This is a genomic window from Zemynaea arenosa (assembly GCF_004614185.1).
Lineage (GTDB): Bacteria > Pseudomonadota > Gammaproteobacteria > Burkholderiales > Burkholderiaceae_D > Telluria > Telluria arenosa.
In genome coordinates this window covers 22770-39444 of sequence record NZ_SPVF01000063.1, presented here as the reverse complement: position 1 = coordinate 39444, position 16675 = coordinate 22770, and the positions used below count along the sequence as shown (strand labels likewise).

At 66.0% G+C, this 16675-nt stretch carries 18 protein-coding genes; 5 read left to right on the top strand and 13 right to left on the bottom strand.

The genetic code is table 11. The annotated features are described in order from the left end of the window. Positions 1-2: 2 nt before the first annotated feature. Positions 3-971 carry a DNA-binding protein YbiB gene (ybiB, locus tag E4L96_RS04260; protein ID WP_135205986.1) on the bottom strand — a complete coding sequence of 323 codons (969 nt, stop codon included), beginning with the start codon at positions 969-971 and terminating at the stop codon, positions 3-5. A gap of 95 nt (positions 972-1066) precedes the next feature. Between ybiB and E4L96_RS04255 the strand changes: the two genes are divergently transcribed. Then, positions 1067-2128 carry a 3-deoxy-7-phosphoheptulonate synthase gene (locus tag E4L96_RS04255; RefSeq protein WP_135205985.1) on the top strand — a complete coding sequence of 354 codons (1062 nt, stop codon included), beginning with the start codon at positions 1067-1069 and terminating at the stop codon, positions 2126-2128. Between the two features lie 48 nt (positions 2129-2176). Here the strand turns inward: E4L96_RS04255 and E4L96_RS04250 are convergent, their stop codons facing one another. Continuing rightward, positions 2177-2572, bottom strand: coding sequence for a Rieske (2Fe-2S) protein (locus tag E4L96_RS04250; protein ID WP_135205984.1), 396 nt, complete (start codon positions 2570-2572; stop codon positions 2177-2179). A 165-nt stretch (positions 2573-2737) separates the two neighbouring features. Here E4L96_RS04250 and tsaD point away from each other — a divergent pair, with 165 nt between their 5' ends. Further along, positions 2738-3784 (top strand): tRNA (adenosine(37)-N6)-threonylcarbamoyltransferase complex transferase subunit TsaD, encoded by a 1047-nt coding sequence (gene tsaD / locus E4L96_RS04245; RefSeq protein ID WP_135205983.1) that lies wholly within the window; start codon positions 2738-2740, stop codon positions 3782-3784. A 7-nt stretch (positions 3785-3791) separates the two neighbouring features. Then, positions 3792-4154, top strand: coding sequence for a glyoxalase superfamily protein (locus E4L96_RS04240; RefSeq protein WP_135205982.1), 363 nt, complete (start codon positions 3792-3794; stop codon positions 4152-4154). An 11-nt stretch (positions 4155-4165) separates the two neighbouring features. Here E4L96_RS04240 and E4L96_RS04235 read toward each other — a convergent pair whose 3' ends face one another. The 4 genes from E4L96_RS04235 to ybaK form a co-directional block, all read right to left on the bottom strand. Then, entirely contained in the window at positions 4166-4816 is a 651-nt protein-coding gene (locus E4L96_RS04235; RefSeq protein ID WP_135205981.1) for a DsbA family oxidoreductase, read from the bottom strand. Positions 4817-4887: 71 nt separating this feature from the next. Further along, a complete protein-coding gene (locus tag E4L96_RS04230) occupies positions 4888-5463 on the bottom strand; it encodes a hypothetical protein (protein ID WP_135205980.1) in 576 nt (191 codons plus the stop codon). A gap of 32 nt (positions 5464-5495) precedes the next feature. Continuing rightward, on the bottom strand, positions 5496-6137 hold the full coding sequence (gene plsY, locus E4L96_RS04225; RefSeq protein ID WP_135205979.1) for a glycerol-3-phosphate 1-O-acyltransferase PlsY: 642 nt from the start codon (positions 6135-6137) through the stop codon (positions 5496-5498). A 25-nt stretch (positions 6138-6162) separates the two neighbouring features. Further along, entirely contained in the window at positions 6163-6654 is a 492-nt protein-coding gene (gene ybaK / locus E4L96_RS04220; protein ID WP_135205988.1) for a Cys-tRNA(Pro) deacylase, read from the bottom strand. Between the two features lie 37 nt (positions 6655-6691). Between ybaK and E4L96_RS04215 the strand changes: the two genes are divergently transcribed. Continuing rightward, positions 6692-7654, top strand: a complete 963-nt coding sequence (locus E4L96_RS04215; RefSeq protein ID WP_135205978.1) for an endonuclease/exonuclease/phosphatase family protein — start codon at positions 6692-6694, stop codon at positions 7652-7654. Positions 7655-7658: 4 nt separating this feature from the next. Here E4L96_RS04215 and E4L96_RS04210 read toward each other — a convergent pair whose 3' ends face one another. From E4L96_RS04210 to E4L96_RS04185, 7 genes are all read right to left on the bottom strand, one after another. Further along, positions 7659-9710 (bottom strand): putative bifunctional diguanylate cyclase/phosphodiesterase, encoded by a 2052-nt coding sequence (locus tag E4L96_RS04210; protein WP_135205977.1) that lies wholly within the window; start codon positions 9708-9710, stop codon positions 7659-7661. Positions 9711-9812: 102 nt separating this feature from the next. After that, on the bottom strand, positions 9813-9977 hold the full coding sequence (locus tag E4L96_RS23510; protein ID WP_167758595.1) for a hypothetical protein: 165 nt from the start codon (positions 9975-9977) through the stop codon (positions 9813-9815). Positions 9978-10052: 75 nt separating this feature from the next. Next, positions 10053-10958 (bottom strand): site-specific tyrosine recombinase XerD, encoded by a 906-nt coding sequence (gene xerD, locus E4L96_RS04205; protein WP_135205976.1) that lies wholly within the window; start codon positions 10956-10958, stop codon positions 10053-10055. Further along, complete coding sequence (locus E4L96_RS04200) at positions 10931-11461, bottom strand: methylated-DNA--[protein]-cysteine S-methyltransferase (RefSeq protein ID WP_135205975.1); 531 nt, start codon at positions 11459-11461, stop codon at positions 10931-10933. Before E4L96_RS04200 ends, xerD begins: the two co-directional genes overlap by 28 nt. A gap of 271 nt (positions 11462-11732) precedes the next feature. Then, complete coding sequence (locus E4L96_RS04195) at positions 11733-13013, bottom strand: TRAP transporter large permease (RefSeq protein ID WP_135205974.1); 1281 nt, start codon at positions 13011-13013, stop codon at positions 11733-11735. Next, positions 13010-13576, bottom strand: a complete 567-nt coding sequence (locus tag E4L96_RS04190) for a TRAP transporter small permease (RefSeq protein WP_135205973.1) — start codon at positions 13574-13576, stop codon at positions 13010-13012. The genes E4L96_RS04195 and E4L96_RS04190 overlap by 4 nt, the downstream gene beginning before the upstream one ends. Before the next feature lie 42 nt (positions 13577-13618). Further along, positions 13619-14608, bottom strand: a complete 990-nt coding sequence (locus E4L96_RS04185) for a TRAP transporter substrate-binding protein (RefSeq protein WP_135205972.1) — start codon at positions 14606-14608, stop codon at positions 13619-13621. Between the two features lie 124 nt (positions 14609-14732). Between E4L96_RS04185 and E4L96_RS04180 the strand changes: the two genes are divergently transcribed. Beyond that, positions 14733-16673, top strand: coding sequence for a sensor histidine kinase (locus tag E4L96_RS04180; protein ID WP_135205971.1), 1941 nt, complete (start codon positions 14733-14735; stop codon positions 16671-16673). Positions 16674-16675 lie beyond the last annotated feature (2 nt).

The window sequence follows — 16675 nt, the reverse complement described above, 5'->3', positions numbered from 1 at the left end:
GCTCAGCGCCCGCGCGTGGCGAGGTCGCGGGCCGCGGCGATGACCTGATCAGCCTGCTCGCGGATCGGTGCCGGGATGGACACTTCACCGCGCAGCGCGGCGCGGATCCACGCGGCGGTGGTGGCCGGGTCGCGCGCGGCGGGCAGGTCGGTGAGGGCATCGGAGGGCGGGTCGCGCTCGATCAGCAGCGTTCGCTCACCGGCGCGGAACCAGTCCACCTGCTGGCCGCGGTTGGCATTGGCGACCGTCTCCCCTTCCGTGCCGCGCATGAGGAAGGCGTCGCCCCGACCAGCTTGGCCGGGCATGGAAAAGAACGCGCTCAGCGATTCCAGATACTCCGGGTGAGTATATGAAGCCAGCCGCAGCGCCGGGCCATCGAACGGCTGCAGGATCTTGACCAGCGTGTGCGTCGAATTGCGCACGCCGAGCACGCCGCGCAGCGCCAGTATGCGTGCCAGTGCCGGCGCCAGCGTCTCGATCGGCATGAAGGCCGGATGCCCCAGCGCCCAGGCCGACTGCATGTCCGCCAGGTCGCGTGCCACGGGCAACCCCATCTCGCCCAGGATCTCGCAGGTGGTCACGCGGCCGGGATCGCTCTGCACGCCATGGATCAGCACCGGCACGCCCGCGCGCGCCACCAGCAGCGCCAGCAGCGGCAGCAGGTTCGGCATTTTGCGCGCCCCGTTGTACGAGGGGATCAGCACCGGCGCATATTCGCCGCCGGGCGTGGGCAGCGGTGCGAACGCGGCCTCGGCCGCGTCCATGAACCCTGCCAGCTCGTCCACCGATTCGCCCTTGATCCGCAGCGCCAGCACGATGGCGCCCACCTCCAGGTCCGACACGCGCCCGTCCAGCATGGCCGCGTACAGCGCGCGCGCGTCGTGGCGGCTCAGCGCCCGCGCGCCCTTGATGCCGCGCCCGATCTCCTTGATGAAGGGCGCCGCATGAAATCGATTCTCGATGTGGTCCATCCCCGCAGCTTACCTGCTTTTTCGACAAACCCCTGCAACGGCGGCCGATTGCGGCTACACTTTCCGATCCCCGCTAGCAAAACCAGAGTCGCACCATGATCACCCCAGATATTGAGAACATCAACGTTACCTCGTTCGCACCGATGCCGACGCCGGAGGAACTGCATTCCACTTTGCCGATCAGCGAGCGCGCCTTCGACACCGTCATGAAGGGCCGCGCGGACCTGCGTAACATCATCGACCGCAAGGACCCGCGCCTGTTCGTCGTCGTCGGTCCCTGCTCGATTCATGATCCGGAAGCGGGCCTGGATTATGCGCGGCGCCTGAAGGCGCTGCAGGACGAAGTGCAGGACACGATGCTGCTGGTGATGCGCGTGTACTTTGAAAAGCCGCGCACCACCACCGGGTGGAAGGGCTACATCAACGACCCGTTCATGGACGACTCGTTCCGCGTGGACGAGGGCATGAAGCGCGCGCGCCAGTTCCTGCTGGACGTGTGCGAACTCGGTCTGCCCACCGCCACCGAGGCGCTGGACCCGATCTCGCCGCAGTACCTCGGTGATCTGATCGCGTGGACCGCCATCGGCGCGCGGACCACGGAATCGCAGACGCACCGCGAGATGTCCTCCGGTCTTTCGACCCCGGTCGGCTTCAAGAACGGCACCGATGGCGACATCGAGATCGCCATCAACGCCATCCTGTCGGCCGCACACCCGCACTCCTTCCTGGGCATCAACGGCCAGGGGAATGTGGCGGTGGTGCGCACGCGCGGCAACGGCTACGGCCATGTGGTGCTGCGCGGGGGCGGCGGGCGGCCGAACTATGACTCGGTCTCGGTGGCCATCGCCGAGCAGGCGCTCAAGAAGGCGGGCCTGCCCGCCAACCTGGTGGTCGACTGCTCGCACGCCAACAGCTACAAGAAGCCGGAGCTGCAGCCGCTGGTGATGTCGGACGTGGTCCAGCAGATCAAGCACGGCAACCAGTCGCTGGTGGGCGTGATGATCGAATCGAACATCGTCAGCGGGAACCAGAAGATCCCGGCCGACCTGGCGCAACTGGTCTACGGCTGCTCAGTCACTGACGGTTGCATTGGCTGGGATGACACCGTCGACATGCTGCGCGCCGCGCACACGGAACTGCGCCAGCGCCCGCGCTAAGCAAACCCGCCCCCCAAGCGGGCCAATGGTGGACGGGCGGCCCGGCGTTCATGCAGCGACGAAGCGCGGTCCCGTGGCGTACGCCCCGGCCAGCGCTTCCTCTTCCCGGCTCGCCGGCGCGCGCAACTCCGTCAGGTCCAGGTAGACGCGGCCCTCCTGCAAGCGCACCTGGTAGGTGCGCACGGCCAGCGCGCCATCGAGCGCGCGGCCGGTGTGCAGGTCGATGGTCTGGCCACCGGCCCGCAAGCGCGCGCCCTCAACGTCACCGGTCGACAAAGCCGCATGCCCGATCGCGACATCCAGCAGCGCCAGCACGCAATCGTCCTCCGTGCGGAACACGGCGACACCCGGCAGCTCCTGCCACGCGAACCCGCGCGGCACCGTACGTACACCTGCGCGCGGAATGTCTTTCACGCGGCAGATGGCTTTCCATTGTTCGAACATGGCCCGCTCCTCGTTCTTGGATACCTCCGTTGACGTAGCAAGAGCGGTGCCAGTGCCGCCGCCCCGGATACGCCGCGGCGCCGCACCAGCCTTGGGCGACGGCCTCGCCCGCGTGCTTTACAATGGCGCATTCACCTCCACCCCTGGCACCACCCTGCACTTTTCATGATCGTTCTCGGCGTCGAATCCTCCTGCGATGAAACCGGCCTGGCGTTGTATGACACGCAACGCGGCCTGCTGTCCCATGCCCTGCACTCGCAGGTCGCCATGCATGAGGAGTACGGCGGCGTGGTGCCGGAGCTGGCCTCGCGCGACCATATCCGCCGCGCGCTGCCGCTGCTGGAGCAGGTGCTGGGCAAGGCCGGCACGCGCTTGAGCGACGTCGATGCCATCGCCTACACGCAGGGGCCGGGCCTCGCCGGCGCGCTGCTGGTTGGCGCCTCGGTCGCCTGCAGCCTGGGTCTGGCGACGGACAAGCCGGTGCTCGGCGTGCACCACCTGGAAGGCCACCTGCTCTCGCCCCTGCTGGCCAGCGACCCGCCGCAGTTCCCGTTCGTGGCCCTGCTGGTCTCGGGCGGCCACACGCAGCTGATGCGCGTCGATGGCGTGGGCCAGTACACTCTGCTCGGCGAGACGCTGGACGATGCGGCCGGCGAGGCCTTCGACAAGTCGGCCAAGCTGCTGGGCCTCGGCTACCCGGGCGGCCCGGCGATCTCGCGGCTGGCGGAATTCGGCGACCCGGACGCGTACAAGCTGCCCCGCCCCATGCTGCATTCGAAGGACTTCAACTTCAGCTTCTCGGGGCTGAAGACGGCGGTGCTCACGGTGGTCAAGCAGCAGGGCGCCGCCGGGACCAATGGCGCCAACATCTGCGAGCAGGACAAGGCCAACATCGCGCGCGGCTTCGTCGACGCGATCGTGGACGTGCTGACCGCGAAGTGCGTGAGCGCCTTGAAGCACACGGGCCTCAAGCGTTTGGTGATCGCGGGCGGCGTGGGCGCCAACCGCCAGCTGCGCGAGTCGCTCAACGCGGCGGCCGCGAAGAAGCGCTTCGAGGTCTACTACCCCGAGCTGGAATTCTGCACCGACAACGGTGCCATGATTGCTTTCGCGGGTGCGATGCGCCTGCAGATCAACCCCGACGCGGCCAAGCGCGACTACTCCTTCAACGTCCGTCCGCGCTGGCCGCTGGACGAACTCCGGACCATCTGAGGACCGCATGCACATCAGCCCCGCCGTTCCGATCCTGCGCTTCTTCGACGAAGCGAAAATGCGCGAGTTCTATCTCGGCTTCCTGGGAATGACGGTGGACTGGGAGCACCGGTTCGACGACGATGCGCCGCTCTACCTGCAGGTCAGCCGCACCGGCATGACGCTGCACCTGACCGAACACCATGGCGATGCGACGCCTGGCTCCTGTGCTTTCGTGCCCATGACGGGCATCGAGGAGTTCCACGCGGAGCTGACGGACAAGGACTACCGCAACAACCGGCCTGGCCTCGTGAACCTGCCGTGGGGCCGCCAGGTCGAGGTGACCGACCCGAGCGCCAACCGGCTGCGCTTCTGTGAATTGAAGGGCTGAATCAGCCGCTATCAGGCTTGCTGGGCGATCTGGCGCAGCGCCTGTTCAAAGACCTCCGGCGGCTGCCCACCCGAGATCAGGTGGCGGTCGTTGATGATCACCGCGGGTACGGAGTGGATGCCGGCCTGCTGGTAGTACTGCTCCTGCGAGCGCACCTCGCCCGCGAACTCGTTCGACTCGATGATGCCCTGCGCACGCTGCGCATCCAGCCCGGCCTCGGTGGCCGCACGCAGCAGCACCTCATGGTTCGACGGGTCTTCGCCGCGCGTGAAGTAGGCCTCGAACAGCGCCAGCTTGAGGGCGCGCTGCCTGCCCTCCCCTTCGCCCTCGGCCCAGTGCAGCAGGCGGTGCGCGTCGAAGGTGTTGTAGATGCGGCCACGCTTTTCCATGTTGAAGGTAAAACCCACCGCCGCGCCGCGTTCGCGGATCATCTCGCGCGTACGGGCGCCCTGCTCGGGCGTCGCGCCGTACTTGCGGTGCAGATGCTCTTCGATATCCTCGCCTTCCGCCACCATCTGCGGATTCAGTTCAAAGGGCTGGAAGTGGATATTGGCTTCGATGTCGCCGCGCGTGTTTTCGAGCGCCCGCTCGAGCGACTTGAGCCCAATGGCGCACCACGGGCAGGATACGTCGGACACGAAATCGATCTTGAGGTGTTTCACGGCAGGCTCCCGGTATGCATGGACTCATGAGATACCGGGATTGTCCCACCTTTGGCCAAACCCTGCCGCGCTCAGAACGCGATCACCTCGGGGCACGGGCTGGAGGCGGCGTCCATCTGCTTGAGCATGGACGCCATCTGCGTGGCATAGGCGTCCGCTTCCGCTTTGGTCGAGTTGGCGCGCTTCAGCGCCACGCCGGAACAGGCCACCCAGGACTGCACGTTGGCCGGATCGGACTCGATCAGCGCCGAATACTTCTCGGCCAGCTTCTCGTACTTGTCGGTGTCGGCCGCACTCGCGCCGCCCGTGCTGCCGCTGCTCATCAGCACCAAGCGGCTGGGCGCCGCATCGGGGCGTTCGGGCTTGAAGGCTTCCACGGTCGTCGCGTCGATCACGCGGATGCCATACAGGGTGCTGGTATTGGGGTTGTAGAAGGTGTACACGCCCGGAGACTTGCGGGCATACACCGAGCGCTTGTTGGGTTCCACCACCACGAGCTCAGAGTCGCTCTGGCGTTCGATCTGGATCGTGTAGCTGCCGCCCTGCAGCATGTAGGTGCCGGCCGTGAAGCTCTGGGCGTGGGCGGCAAGGGACAGCAGTGCAGCAGATGCCAGCACCAGCTGTGCGGCGGCTCGTTTCAGCGACATGGACTTCCCCTTCGTGGTGGTTGAAAACTTCGTTATTTTTTCCTGGCGGCCTTCGGTGCACCGGCTGCGCCCTTGGCCTTGCTGCCGATGCGGCTCTCCTTCCCCGCCAGGAGATTGGAGATGTTCTTGGCGTGCCGGAACAGCAGCAGCGCGCTCATGACGATCACGGCGAACAGCTTTTCGTCGCTGCCGAACAGCAGTCCGTAATAGAACGGCGCAAAGATCGATGCGATCAGCGCGGCCAGCGACGAATAGCGGAAGGCATAGGCCACCACCAGCCACGTGACCAGCGTTGCGAGACCCACCCACACGTTCAGTGCCAGCAGGATGCCGGCCGCCGTGGCCACGCCCTTCCCGCCCTGGAACTTGAAGAACACCGGGTACAGGTGGCCGAGGAACACCGCCACGCACACCAGCGCGATAGTCCCGTCGCCGACGCCATACTGCTCGGCGAAGTAGTTCGCCAGGAACACCGCCACCCAGCCCTTGAGCGCATCGCCAATCAGCGTGGCAATGGCCGCCTTCTTGTTCCCGCTGCGCAGGACGTTGGTGGCGCCGGGGTTGCCCGAGCCGTAGGTGCGCGGGTCCGACAGGCCCATCACCTTGCTCACCACCACCGCAAAGGAAATCGAGCCAATCAGGTAGGCCGCGATCACAAAAATCAGGGTCGTCATTCTCTTTCAGTCTTTCTGTGTTGTTTTAGTCTTCGAGTGCGCAGCTCACCGCCCGCGCTTTCAGTACGTCCACCAGCACTTGCGGCGCGATCCCGATCAGGAATCCACGCCGCCCGCCGTTGATGTAGATCCGGGGTAGCGCCAGGATCGACTCCTCCACGAACACCGGCATCGCCTTGCGCGTTCCGAACGGCGACGTGCCCCCAATCAGGTAGCCCGAGTGCCGCTGTGCCACCTCCGGCTTGCACGGCTCCACCGACTTGCAGGGAATCGCGCGCGCCAGGTTCTTGGTTGACACTTTGCGGTCCCCATGCATCAGCACAACCAGGGGACGCGCCGCCTCGTCCTGCATCACCAGGGTCTTGACCACGTCGTGCTCGGGCACGCCCAGCTCGCGCGAGGATACGGCTGTACCGCCATGTTCTTCGTAGTCGTACGGATGTTCGGTAAAGGCCACGCCCTGCTTGCGCAGGAACTGGGTGGCCGGCGTTTCCGATACGTGCTCTTTCTTCGCCATGCGTGCTACGCTAGTGCTCAATGAGGAGTTTCTTATTATGCAGGAAGAAATTCGCTTTGCCACCTTCAACGTCTGTAACCTGGCCCACCCGGGGCGGCGCCTGTACGACAACCTCGATCCCTACACCGCGGAGCAGGTGGAGGCGAAGATCGCCTGGACCGCGCGCCAGCTGGACCTGATCGACGCGGACATCATCGGCTTCCAGGAGATCTTTTCCCAATCCGCGCTGCAGGAAGCGCTGTCGCGCACGACCCGCTTCCGGGACGCCTTCCACGTCGGCTTCGACCCCGACCCGGCGCTGGACAAGCTGACGCCCAGCGTGGCCCTGGTCTCGCGCCTGCCGCTGGCGGAGCCGGGGCGATCCTACGCGCAGTTCCCGCCCGGCGTGGCCCTGCCGCATGGCGCGCGCGATGCGGACCGCTTTGCCCGGCCGGTGGTGCACGCGGTCGTGCAGGCCACGCCCTCGGTGAAGATCGACGTCGTGGTGGTCCACCTGAAATCCAAGCGCCCCGATTTCCAGGCCCGCTCCACCGATCCCACGGTCGGCGAAGACACGCAGGAATATGCCCAGGCCTGCCTGCGCTCCCTGGTCCGGCGCGGCACCGAGGCGGTGGCCCTGCGCGTGCTGCTGTCCAACCTGCGGCGCGAGTACCACCGGCCGCGCGTGGTGCTCGGGGACTTCAACGACACGGCGGATGCGGTCACCACCGACATCGTGCTCGGCTCCGGTGCGCCGCAGGGTGACCGCTTCTACGATGCCTTCCGCCTGCAGCCGCAGGCCGCGCGCAATGCCGCCGCCGACTTCTCGATGCTGCACGAGGGGCAGTTCTCGACCATTGACCATATCCTGCTGTCAGAGGAATTCAACCCGGTGCTGGCCGGGACGCCCAAGGTGGGCGAGGTAGTCGAGGTGAGGTACTTCAACGAGCACCTCTCGGCTGCTGTGCCGGAAGCGTCCGACCACGGACAGGTGCTGGCGCGGATCCGGCTATTTTCGTAAGCGCCTATTGAACCATCGCGGCCCAGCCAGTACCCTGGGCCACCAGCGCATCCGCCAGCCGGCCCTGGAACTCGTCGCAGCCGTGCTGGCGCAGGTAGCTGAGCTGCCCGGCGCTTTCCACGCCTTCCGCCACCACCCGCAGATTGAGGCTGTGCGCCAGCGCGATGATGGCTGGGATCACGGTGGCGCCATCGCGCCCGATGTCGTGCACGAAGCTGCGGTCGATCTTCACTTTGCTCATCGCCATGCGCTGCAGGGTGCCAAGGCTCGAATAACCGGTGCCGAAATCGTCGATCGTCACGTGCACGCCGCGCCCGCGCAGCGCGTCGATGGTGCCGATGGCGGTTTCGCTGTCCTTCATCAGCACCGCTTCCGTCACCTCCAGGTCCAGCAGGTGGGGCGGCAAGCCGGAGGAATCGAGCGCCGCATCGACGCTGGCGAGGAAGGCCGGGCTGAGGAACTGCCCCGGCGACAGGTTGACCGCCACCGTCACCGGAAAGCCGGATAAGCGCCACTGCTGCCCCTGGGCGCAGGCGCGCCGCAGTACCCACTCGCCGATGGGCCGCATGAGCCCTGATTCCTCCGCCACCTGCAGGAACTGCGCCGGCAGCAGCAGGCCGCGCGCCGGATGGCGCCAGCGCAGCAGCGCTTCCACCGTGGTGGTCTGGCCGGTGGCGATCTCCACCTCCGGCTGGAACTCCAGTTCGAACTCGCCGCGCGCCAGCGCGTTGCGCAGCGCGTTTTGGAGCTCGATGCGCTCGTTGACGTGGGCGTTCATCTCGGGCGAGAAGAAGCAATAGCCGTTGCGGCCACTCTGCTTGGCGTGGTACATGGCCACATCCGCGTGCTTGAACAGGGTGTCCAGGTCCGCGCCATCGGTCGGGAACAGGCTGATGCCGATCGAGGCGGAGGGGGCCACCGGCGTGCCGCCCGCCTCCGCGATGCCGGTCACGGCGTGCATGATGGTGGCCGCCACGTGGGCCGCGTGCTCGGCGCCGCCGATATCGGCCAGCATGATCACGAATTCGTCGCCGCCCTGGCGCGAGACCGTGTCCACGCTGCGCACGCAATGCACCAGCCGCCCGGCCACCTCGCGCAGCAGCGCGTCGCCGATGTCGTGGCCGTGGTTGTCGTTGACGGACTTGAAGTGGTCCAGGTCCAGGAATAGCACCGCGACCTGGGAGCGCTTGCGGCGCGCCGTCGCCAGCGCCTGCTGGAGCCGGTCCTGGAACAGCACGCGGTTGGGCAAGCCGGTCAGGAAATCATGCTCGGCCAGGTGGCGGGTTTCCTGCTCCAGCCGCTTGCGCTCGGTGATGTCGGTGAGGATGGACATGTAGCCCGTCAGCTGCCCCTCCGGGTCGCGCAGCGCGGTGACGGCGGCCTCCAGCGGAAACACCTGGCCGTTCTTGCGCTGGGCCAGCAGCTCCCCGCTCCAGTGGCCGTCCGCGCGCACGTGCTCGCGGATCTGCGCGTAGATCGCTTCGTCCTGGGCCTGGCCGTCGTAGCGCGGGGCCTCGCGGCCGACCACGTCCAGCGGGCTGAAGCCGGTGATGGCGGTGAAGGCGCGGTTGACGGCAATGATGCGGTAGTCGGTGCCGGTGATCAGGATGGCGTCGCGGCAATTGTCGAACACCTGGCCGGCCAGCATGAGGTGGCGCTCGCTGGACTTGCGGCCGGTGATGTCGATCTCCATGCGGAAGATCTGCTCGACGCGGCCATTGCGGATCAAGGGAAAGGTGGTGGTGGACGCCCAGCGGACGGTGCCGTCGCGCAGGCAGACCGGCCAGTCGCGCGTGAGCGGTGCGGTGCCGCTGTCCCAGATGCCTTCGGTCTCGGCGGCGAATTCGGCGTCATGCCCAGGGTGGCTGACCAGGCTGATCAAAGGCTGACCCAGCGCTTCCTCGGCCGCCACGCCGTACAGCTGGGCGCAGCGCTCGTTCCAGTAGGTGACCCGGCCGGCGCGGTCGACCGCGTGAACGGCGACGCCGGGTGTGAGCTCGATCGCGCTGACAAGGGCGGAAACCAGCTCCAGCGCGGCGGTCGCATTGGCAATCACGGAGGCTCCTTAAGGCAGGCATCGCGCCATTTTTCAGCGCGCTGCCGCCGCACCGCTTGTGCCAACGCAAACGAGCGGGAAGCGGAGCCCCGTGCGGCCCGCTTACTCCGCTTCGGTCTCCTCGGCCGCGGGCGGATCGGACGCTTCGGAGCGGCCTTCTTCCTTCTCGTGCTTGGCTTCCAGCTTGCGCCGGGCCTTTTCTTCCTGCTTGCGCTTCTTCTCCAGCTCGCGCTGGCGTTTCTCGTACTGGAAATTGGTCTTGGCCATGATCACCTCACGACAGATTGGAAAGGCACGACCTGAGCATTATGAACGAGTTCGCCGCCATGGCTTTGTTCCCGTTCAGGCACGCGGGTGGTGTGCGTGGTGCAGCTGCTTGAGGCGCTCGCGCGCCACATGGGTGTAAATCTGGGTGGTGGAAATATCGGCATGCCCGAGCAGCAGCTGCACCACGCGCAGGTCGGCGCCGTGGTTCAGCAGGTGCGTGGCGAAGGCATGGCGCAGCGTGTGCGGCGACAGCTGGGCGTCGATACCCGCCTTCAGGGCATGCTTCTTGATGATGATCCAGAACATCTGCCGCGTCATCGGACCGCCGCGGCCGGTGACGAACAGCGCGTCGTCCACCTGGCCGTCGAGGATCACGCCGCGCGCCTCCTTCAGGTAGCGCTCGATCCACTTGCGCGCTTCGGCACCGAACGGGACCAACCGGGTTTTCGAACCCTTGCCCGTGATGCGCAGCACGCCGTCATTGAGCGAGAGTTCGACCAGTTTCAGGGCCACGAGTTCCGAGACGCGCAGGCCGCTGGCGTACATCAGCTCCAGCATGGTGCGCTCGCGCAGGCCCAGCGGGGTCGACGTATCGGGCGCGGCCAGCAGGGCCTCGACCTGGGCTTCGGTCAGCGTGTGCACAAAGCGGGTGGGCTGCTTGGCCGAGGCCATTCGGAGGCAAGGGTCGGCGGCGATGTGCTTCTGGCGCAGGGCGAGCTGGTAAAAGCGCTTCAGGACCGACAGCCGCCGGTTGGCCGAGCTCGCCTTGGTCTGGTCGTGGCGTTCGTCGAAATAGGCCGCCAGATCGTGCGGCTCGACGCTGTAGAGCGAGGTTCGCTCCGGACGCTTGACCTCCAGCCAGCGCGCGAACGCCTGCACGTCGCGCCGGTAGGCGTCCAGCGAGTTCTTCGCGAGGCCCTGTTCCAGCCAGAGCGTGTCGCAGAACTCGTCGATCAGAATGCCATTGCCTGTTGCTGCCATGGCGCTCCGGTGCCGGCCACGCCCTCATGGGCCAGCAGCCAGCGTTTGACGGACAGGTGGAAGCCGGTCTCGTCGTCGTGATTGGAAAAGCCGCCGATGCCGCCCGAGGCAGTCACGCGGTGGCAGGGAATGACCAGCGGGAAGTAGTTGGCGCCGCAGGCCTGGCCCACCGCGCGCGGGGCCGAGCCGACCAGTTTGGCGACCTGGCCGTAAGTCAGGACCGATCCGCGCGGAATGGCGCAGATCGCATCCCACACCTTGCGCTGGTATTCGCTGCCGACGCGGGCCAGCGGGAGGTCGAAACGGAAGTCGGGATCGTCGAGGTAGCGCTGGACTTGCTCGGCCGCCTGTTCAGCGACCGCATCCTCCGCCGGTTTGGACTCGTACTGCGGCGGCAGGTAGAACAGTTCGCACAGCACGCCGCCGCTGGTGCGCACGCCCATCGCACCGAAGGGCGCCGCCACGATGGCCGAAAACATGTTGCTGCCAAGAGATGAGGTCATGACCATCATCATATCTGGGGACGAAAAAAAACGCACCTCGCGGTGCGTTTTCAAGTTCGGTACGTCCCACGGCCACTTGAGCGGCATCTTTTAGAACGTATGTCTCCTCGAATTATCTCCGGTATGCACTACCGTGGTTTTCTGATTACTCCCCACACGACAGATTCGTCTCGGTATGGTGCAACCCAGATTCCGGTGCGCCAAAACGGTGCCCATCATAGCGTATTCAAAAGGAAACAATGTGGTTTTTTAATCACAAAACCGAATAAAATTAGTCGTAAATAAGATTAGGCAGCCAGAGGGAAATCTGCGGCACATAGGTCACCAGCAGCAGGAATCCGACCATGGTGAGCAGCCATGGCAGCACCGCCACGGTGAGCTCGGAAATCCCCATCCGCGTCACGCCGGACGCCACGTAGAGATTCAGGCCGACCGGGGGGTGGCACATCCCCACCTCCATGTTCACCACGATCAGGATGCCGAAATGCACCGGGTCGATTCCCAGGCTCATCGCCACCGGGAACAGGATGGGCGCCATGATCAGCACGATCGAGGACGGCTCCATCACATTGCCCGCCAGCAGCAGCAGGATGTTCACCACCAGCAGGAAGGCCACTTCGCCCAGGCCCTTGTTGGTGATCCAGGCCGCCATCTCCTGCGGAATGTTCTCGTTGGTCATCAGAAAGGAGAACAGCACCGCGTTGGTGATGATGTACAGCAGCATGGCGGACAGCGAGGCCGAGTCGAGCAGCACCTTGCCGACCTGCGCGATCTTCAGGTCCTTGTACACGAACACGGCAATGAAGAAGGCATACACCGCCGCCATCGCAGCCGCCTCGGTCGGCGTGAACTTGCCGCTGTAGATCCCGCCCATCACGATCACGATCAGCAGCAGGCCCCAGGCGCACTTGCGGAAGGCGGTGAAGCGTTCAGCCCAGGTGGCCTTGGGCATACGGGGATAGTCGCGCTTCTTGGCCAGCACCCAGGTGGTCAGGCCGAGCAGGAAGGCCAGCAGCAGGCCGGGAACCACGCCCGCGGTGAACAGCTTGCCCACCGAGGTGTTGGTGGTCACCGAATACATCACCATCACGATCGACGGCGGAATCAGGATGCCGAGCGCGCCCGAGGTGGTGATCACGCCCGCGCCGAAGCGCTTGGGGTAGCCCTGCTTGACCATGGCTGGCAGGATGATCGAACCGATCGCCACCACCGTCGCCGGGCTGGAGCCGGAGACCGCCGCGAACAGCGCGCAGGCCAGCACGCCGGCCAGCGCCAGCCCGCCGTGCCAGTGCCCGACCATGGCGGTGGCGAAGTTGATCATCCGCTTGGCCACCCCGCCGTGCGTGAGGAAGTTACCGGCCAAAATGAAGAACGGGATCGCCATGATCTCGAACTTCTCGATCCCGGTGAACAGCTTCATCGCCACCGATTCGATCGGCACGGACGTCATGGTGAACATGAAGGTCAGCACCGTGAGGCCCAGCGAGATCGAGACCGGCATCCCGGTCAGCATCAGCGCGATGAGGAGAATGAAGATAATGGCGGCGTTCATGCCTTGCCCTCCTGTGCCTGGGCGATTTCGTCGTCGAGGCCTTCGACATGGGCCGGGTCATGGCGCGGCAGGTCGCCGGTGCGGATGAAGTGGACCATCACCTGCAGGAAGCGGAAGCACATCAGGTAGGAGCCGAGCGGGATGGCCAGGTAGACCCAGCGCATCGGGATCTCGGTCACTTCCGACACTTGGTCCGACGGCAGGTGGTAGACCAGGTAGGCACCCAGAGAACCGATGGTCCCGGTGAAGACCGCGCCCGCAAAGAGACCGAACACGATCAGCCGGTCGCGCCAGCCGGTGTCCAGGCGGTTGATCAGCACATCGACGCCCACGTGAATCCCGGTGCGCACGCCATAGGCCGCGCCGAACTTGGCCATCCAGATGAACATGAAGATGCAGACTTCCTGTGCCCAGCTGGTATTCAGGCTGATAAGCCAGTCCTGCACGCCCGGAATGGGCAGGCCGGAGAGGTAGCGGTGCAGGACCGCGACAAATATGATGAAGGTGGCCGCGCCCATCAGGGTCGCGATCAGCCACTCTTCGAGTCGATCGAGGATTTTCATGGGCGGGGGGCAGGCGGGCCGGCCGGCCCGCCCTGGAGTGGATTACTTGGCGGCGTTCTGCTTGTTGATCGCCTGGATCAGGTCCTTGCCGATGCGCTCTTCCATCTGCTTCTGGACCGGCAGCAGGGTCTTGCGCCACTCGGCCTGCTCCTTGTCCGTCAGGTTGTAGATGGTGGTCTTTCCGGCCTTGCGGATCGCGTCCATCGCCATGTCGTTGTCACGCTGCGCGATCGCCTTTTCATAGGTGGTCGCTTCGGCCATCGACTTCTGCAGCGCCGCGCGGATGTCCGCCGGCAGCCCGTCCCACCACTTCTTGTTGACGATGACGGCGTAGCCCAGGTAGCCGTGGTTGGACACGGTCAGATGCTTCTGCACCTCGTGCATCTTCTGGGTGTACATATTCGAGGGCGGATTCTCGGTGCCATCCACCACGCCGGTTTGCAGCGCCTGATAGACCTCGGAGAAGGCCAGCACCTGCGGGTTGGCGCCGAGGGCGCGCATTTGCGCGTCCAGCACCTTGGAGGACTGGATGCGCATCTTCAGGCCCTTGAAATCGGCCGGGACGTGCAGCGGCTTATTGGCGGACATGATCTTGAAGCCGTTGTCCCAATAGGCCAGGCCAGTGATGCCCTTCGGCTCCAGCTTTTGCAGCAGGCCCTTGCCGATCGGGCCTTCGGTGACGTTGTACAGCGCCTGCTTGGACGGGAAGATGTAGGGCAGGTCGAAGACTTCGAATTCTTTCACGCCCAGCGGGCCAAATTTGGCCAGCGAAGGGGCCAGCATCTGCACGGCGCCCAGCTGCAGGGCTTCCAGTTCTTCTTTGTCCTTATAGAGCTGCGAGTTCGGGTAGACCTCGACCTTCACGCGGCCGTTGGTGGCCTTCTCGGCCAGCTGCTTGAAACGCTCCGCTGCCTGGCCTTTCGGCGTGTCGGTCGCGACGACGTGCGAGAACTTGATGACGATGGGGGCCTGGGCAAAAGCGCCGAAGCTGGCGGTGGCGGCGAGGACCGCGACGAGGGCCTTGAATTTCATGAGTTGTCTCCGGCTGAAGATGTTATTTTTCGAGCATGCCGATTCTGCACCCGCGCGAAGCGGCTGTGCTATTGTGGAAAACCACAATGGGTGTCGACCCAGGTCGCGCGTACCCTCCCCTCGCATGAAAGCCACAGTCTCCCGCCCCGCCCTCCTCGCCGGCCCCTGGCGCTGGCTCGTGCCGGGCTTCCTGGTGGTACTGCTGATCGTGGTGATGCTGGTCGTGCCGTGGCAGGCGCGCCAGATGGAAAGCGGCGAGCGGCAGGAGCAGCTGATCGCGGATACCTTGTGGGTCGAACAGACCATCCGCTTCGAGCTCGATCGGAACGAAGAGGCCTTGAACGCGCTGGCGGCGGATGTGGCCTCGGGCCGCGCGGCCAACCTGCATGAGCGGCTGGTCCAGCTGCTGCGCAACGGGAACGAGCTGCGGCGTGTGGCCTGGGTCGATGAGACGGGCCACGTCGTCACGGCGGCCGGCCAGGCGCATGGCGCGGCCGTGGAGCGCCTGGCCGCCGACCTGGCGCTGGCGCGCGACAGCAAGCGCAATCTCTTCATGCCGCCCAGCGGCGCGCGCATGGACTTCCATGTACCGGTGCTGCGCGACGGGCACTATCTCGGCAGCCTGGTGGCGACCTACGACCTGCCGGCGCTGCTGGCCGAGATGGTGCCGTGGTGGTTCGCCCACGAGAACCAGGTCACGCTGACGGACCGCGACGAAAAGCTGCTGGCGCGGCGGGCGGCCGCCGGGCCGGGGCGCGGTGTTTACACGCACAAGCACGCAATGGACCTGCCGGGGGCCACGCTGATCCTCGCCACCGACTCGGTCAAGAGCGCGCCGCTGCTGCTGCCGAATGTGCTGGTGGGGTCGGTGGTGGCGCTGGCGCTGTGCCTCTTGCTCAGCCTCGCCGCCCTGTGGCGCCACATCCACCGGCGGCTGGCCGCGGAGGTGGCGCTGCGCCAGCAGATGGCCTTTCGCACCGCGATGGAGAATTCGCTGGTCACCGGCCTGCGCGCGCGCGACCTGGAAGGCCGCGTGACCTACGTGAATCCGGCGTTCTGCCAGATCGTCGGGCTGCCGGCCGAGGAGATCGTCGGGCGGGCGCCGCCCATGCCGTATTGGGCGCCCGAGGCGATGGCGGAATACGAGGCGCGCTTTGCGGGCGTGCTGGCGGGGCACGTGACGCCCCAGTTCGAGACCGTGTTCAAGCGTGCCGACGGGGCGCGCGTGCCGGTGCTGATCTTCGAAGCGCCGCTGATCGACAGCGAAGGACGGCAGACCGGGTGGATGGGCTCCGTGCTCGATATCTCCGAGCGCAAGCGCGCCGAGGAACTGGCGCGCCAGCAGCAGGAAAAGCTGCAGGCCTCCGCCCGGCTCGCGACCATGGGCGAAATCTCGTCGATGCTCGCGCATGAACTGAACCAGCCGCTGGCGGCCATCTCCAGCTACACCACCGGGGCGCTCAACATGATCGAGCGCGAAGGCGACGGGGACCGCTCGCTGCTGCGGCGCGCGCTGGAACAGGCCAGCGCCCAGGCCCAGCGCGCGGGCCAGATCATCCGCAGCGTGCACGATTTCGTGCGCAAGCGCGGAAGCGAGCGGCAGTTGGTGCAGATCGGCCAGGTCATCGACGGCATCCGCGCGCTGGTGGAGATGCAGGCCAAGCGCCTGTTCGTGGTGCTGGAGACGGTGGTGGAGGACGACCTGCCGCCGGTGCTGGCGGACCGCGTGATGATCGAGCAGGTGCTGCTCAACCTCACCCGCAACGGCATCGAGGCGATGGCGGAGACCGAACCGGCCACGCGCATCTTGAGGATCGAAGCCGTGTGCGTTGACGGCGGCGTGGAGGTGCGCGTGGCCGACCATGGCAGCGGCATCCCGGAGGACGTGGCCGCGCGGCTGTTCTCGCCTTTCTTCTCGACCAAGGCGGAGGGGATGGGCATGGGCCTGTCGATCTGCCGCACGGCCGTCGAATTCCACGGCGGTGCGATGACGTTCGCGCCGAATCCGCGCGGCGGCACCATCTTCAGCTTCACTCTCCCTGCCCTGGCCACGGTGACCCAATAATC